2 protein-coding genes and 1 pseudogene are annotated in these 3372 nt (G+C 67.6%); all 3 read left to right on the top strand.

Annotated elements, in window-relative coordinates; genetic code table 11:
- The first annotated feature begins 110 nt into the window (after window positions 1-110).
- Entirely contained in the window at window positions 111-2015 is a 1905-nt protein-coding gene (cobT, locus tag JHD07_RS05035; RefSeq protein WP_291619608.1) for a cobaltochelatase subunit CobT, read from the top strand.
- Window positions 2012-3097, top strand: a complete 1086-nt coding sequence (locus tag JHD07_RS05030) for an esterase-like activity of phytase family protein (RefSeq protein WP_291619606.1) — start codon at window positions 2012-2014, stop codon at window positions 3095-3097. Before cobT ends, JHD07_RS05030 begins: the two co-directional genes overlap by 4 nt.
- 55 nt (window positions 3098-3152) lie before the next feature.
- A pseudogene (locus tag JHD07_RS05025) lies at window positions 3153-3372 on the top strand (tripartite tricarboxylate transporter substrate binding protein); the annotation flags it as partial.

Here is a 3372-nt window from a genome sequence, read left to right as displayed (position 1 = left end):
CCATAACCCCAGGCCCGCGTTGCGGCGCGAGCTGTTAGTTCCCGCCCTTCGTCAAACGACGTCCTGTGGTTATGGGTCCCCGCTTTCGCGGGGACGACGGTGAGATCGAGATGAGCACCACCTCCAACTCCAAATTCCGCAACACCAAGGAAGCGCCGACCGAGCCGTTCAAGCGCTCGGTCGCCTCCTGCCTGAAGGCGATCGCAAAAGCGCCCGAGCTCGACGTCTCCTTCGCCGCCGAGCGCCCGGGGCTTGCGCCGGGCAAGGCGCGGCTGCCCGAGCCGGCGCGCAAGATGACCAAGCGCGATGCCGCCATCGTGCGCGGCCACGCCGATTCCATCGCGCTCAAGCTCGCCTGCCACGATCCCAAGGTGCATCGCAAGATGATGCCGGGCAATCCGCAGGCGCGCGGCGTGTTCGAGGCCGTGGAGCAGGCGAGGGTCGAGGCGATCGGCGCGCGGCGCATGGCCGGCGTTGCCAAGAACCTCACCGCGATGCTCGACGATCATTTCCATCGCGGCAAGTTCGACGAGATCACCGACCGCGCCGATGCCCCGCTCGCCGATGCGCTGGCGATGCTGGTGCGCGAGCGCCTGACCGGCATGGCGCCGCCGACGGCCGCCAAGAAGATGGTCGACCTCTGGCGCCCGATCCTCGAAGACAAGATCGGCAAGCGGCTCGACCGGCTCGACGGCGTGGTCGAGGACCAGAGCAAGTTCGGCGATGCCGTGCATGACCTGCTCTCGGCGCTCGAGCTCGGCGACGAGCGCAGCGCCGACAGCGAGGACGATGACGAGAACGAAGAGAACCAGGACGGCGAGAACGACCAGTCCGGCGCCGAAGGCTCACCGGACTCCGATGCCGCGCAGGAAATGAGCGCCGACCAGGCCCAGGCCTCGACCGACGAAATGTCCGAGAGCGCGATGGAAAGCGCGCAGGCCTCGACCTCCGACACGTTCGACGACGGCGAGCTCGGTGACGACGAGACCCCGGGCGAGGCGACGCGTCCGAATTCGTCCGGCAAGAACGAGCCGCGCGGGCCGGAATACCACGCCTTCGCGCCCAAGTTCGACGAGGTCATCGCGGCCGAGGACCTCTGCGACCATGACGAGCTGGAGCGGCTGCGCGCCTATCTCGACAAGCAGCTCGCGCATCTGCAGGGCATCGTCGCCCGCCTCGCCAACCGCCTGCAGCGCAAGCTGATGGCGCAGCAGAACCGCGCCTGGGAGTTCGATCACGAAGAGGGCATCCTCGACCCCGCGCGCCTGTCGCGCGTCGTTACCGATCCCTATCACCCGCTGTCCTTCATGCACGAGAAGGAGGCGACGTTCCGCGACACCGTGGTGACGCTGCTGCTCGACAATTCCGGCTCGATGCGCGGCCGCCCGATCACGGTCGCGGCGACCTGCGCCGACATCCTTGCCCGCACGCTGGAGCGTTGCGGCGTCAAGGTCGAGATCCTCGGCTTCACCACGCGTGCCTGGAAGGGCGGGCAATCGCGCGAGGCGTGGCTCGCCGCCGGCAAGCCGGCCAATCCCGGCCGCCTCAACGATCTCCGCCACATCATCTACAAGTCCGCCGACGCCCCGTGGCGCCGTGCGCGAAAGAATCTCGGCCTGATGATGCGCGAGGGGCTCCTGAAGGAGAACATCGACGGCGAGGCGCTGGACTGGGCGCACAAGCGCCTCTTGGGCCGGCCCGAGCAGCGCAAGATCCTGATGATGATCTCGGACGGCGCGCCGGTCGACGATTCCACGCTGTCGGTCAATCCCGGCAACTATCTCGAGCGGCATCTGCGTCACATCATCGAGGAGATCGAGACCCGCTCGCCGGTCGAGCTGATCGCGATCGGCATCGGCCATGACGTGACGCGCTATTATCGCCGCGCGGTGACGATCGTGGACGCGGAAGAACTCGGCGGCGCCATCACCGAGAAGCTCGCCGAACTCTTCAGCGAGACCAACACGGCGCCGACGCAAGCGCCCGGTCGCCCGCGACGCAAATTGCATTCGTGAGCACGCACTCATCCCGCCGCAGCTTCCTCAGGCACGCTGCGGCGGGATTCTCCACTCTCGCAGTCCCTCGTTTCGCGCAGGCGCAAGCCGCCGCCGAGCCGCCGCCGCGCCGGCTCCAGGTCGAGCACGCCGTCGCAGAGCCCGCCAGCGTCGAGGTCAACGCGCGCCCCATTCCCCATTTCGAGCCGCGCGACCGCTCGCGCACGCGCTTCGGTTCGCTGGATTATCGCAGCGGGCTGGTGCTGACCTCGCCCTTTCGCGGCTTCGGCGGACTCTCCGGTCTCCGCTTTCTCGACGGCAAGGGCGAGCGCTTCCTCGCGATCTCCGACCAGGGCGGCTGGTTCACCGGCGCCATCCGCTACTCCGGCCGCGAGATGACCGGCCTTGCGGACGTCGAGGCCGCGCCGGTGCTGGGCGCCGACGGCCGGCCGATCACCGAGAAGAAGCTCTGGTACGATACCGAGTCGCTCGCGCGCGACGGCAACCTGGGCTATGTCGGGCTCGAGCGCGTCAACCAGATCCTGCGCTACGATTTCGCCAAGGGCGGCACCCGCGCGCGCGGCGAACCGATCGTTGTCCCGCCCGGCTTGCGCAAGCTGCCCTACAACAAGGGCCTCGAGGCGATGGTGGCGGTGCCCAAGGGCAAAGACCAGAACATGCCGCTCGCGGGCGCGCTGATCGCCTTCTCCGAGCGCGGGCTCGATGCCGACGGCAACCTCCTCGCCTTCCTGATCGGCGGCCCCGCGCCCGGCCAGTTCAGCGTGCGCCGCACCGAGAATTACGACGTCAGCGATGCCGTGCTGCTGCCCTCCGGCGAACTGCTCATCCTCGAGCGCAAATTCTCCTGGTTCACCGGCGTCAACATCCGCATCCGGTCGATCCCGTTGAAGTTGATCGCACCTGGCGCGGTGGTCGATGGTCCCGCCCTGTTCGTTGCCGATCTCGGCCACGAGATCGACAACATGGAAGCCATCGACGCCCACGTCACGAGCGAGGGCGAGACCGTGCTGACGCTGATCTCCGACGACAATTTCTCGATGCTGCAGCGGACCCTGCTGCTGCAATTCACGCTGGCGGAGTAGACGACCGCACCGGAACGGTTCTTGCAAAGATCGCGCTATTCGATCGGAGATGTCGATGACCAGGTTCCTTCGCGTGTTTTGTCTGTGTGCCTCGTTCTGGATCGCCGCTGCAACACAAGTCCAGGCACAAGACTGGCCGGCGCGGCTGATCAAGGCGACCATTCCGTTCGGTCCGGGCAGCGCGGCGGACGTGGTGCCGCGGCTGGTGTTCGAGCGTCTCTCCGCCGAGCTCGGCCAGCCGATCGTGATCGAGAACCGCGCCGGCGGCGGCGGTG

The sequence above is a fragment of the Bradyrhizobium sp. genome, from assembly GCF_016462955.1.
In the GTDB taxonomy this organism is placed as follows: Bacteria; Pseudomonadota; Alphaproteobacteria; order Rhizobiales; family Xanthobacteraceae; genus Bradyrhizobium.
Note: the sequence above shows the minus strand (reverse complement) of the source record. Positions and strands in the feature narration are given on the sequence as shown.

Bases quoted from the DNA above. Each gene is read 5' to 3' on its own strand.
- cobT (WP_291619608.1), top strand. From the start codon at position 111: ATGAGCACCACCTCCAACTCCAAATTCCGCAACACCAAGGAAGCGCCG.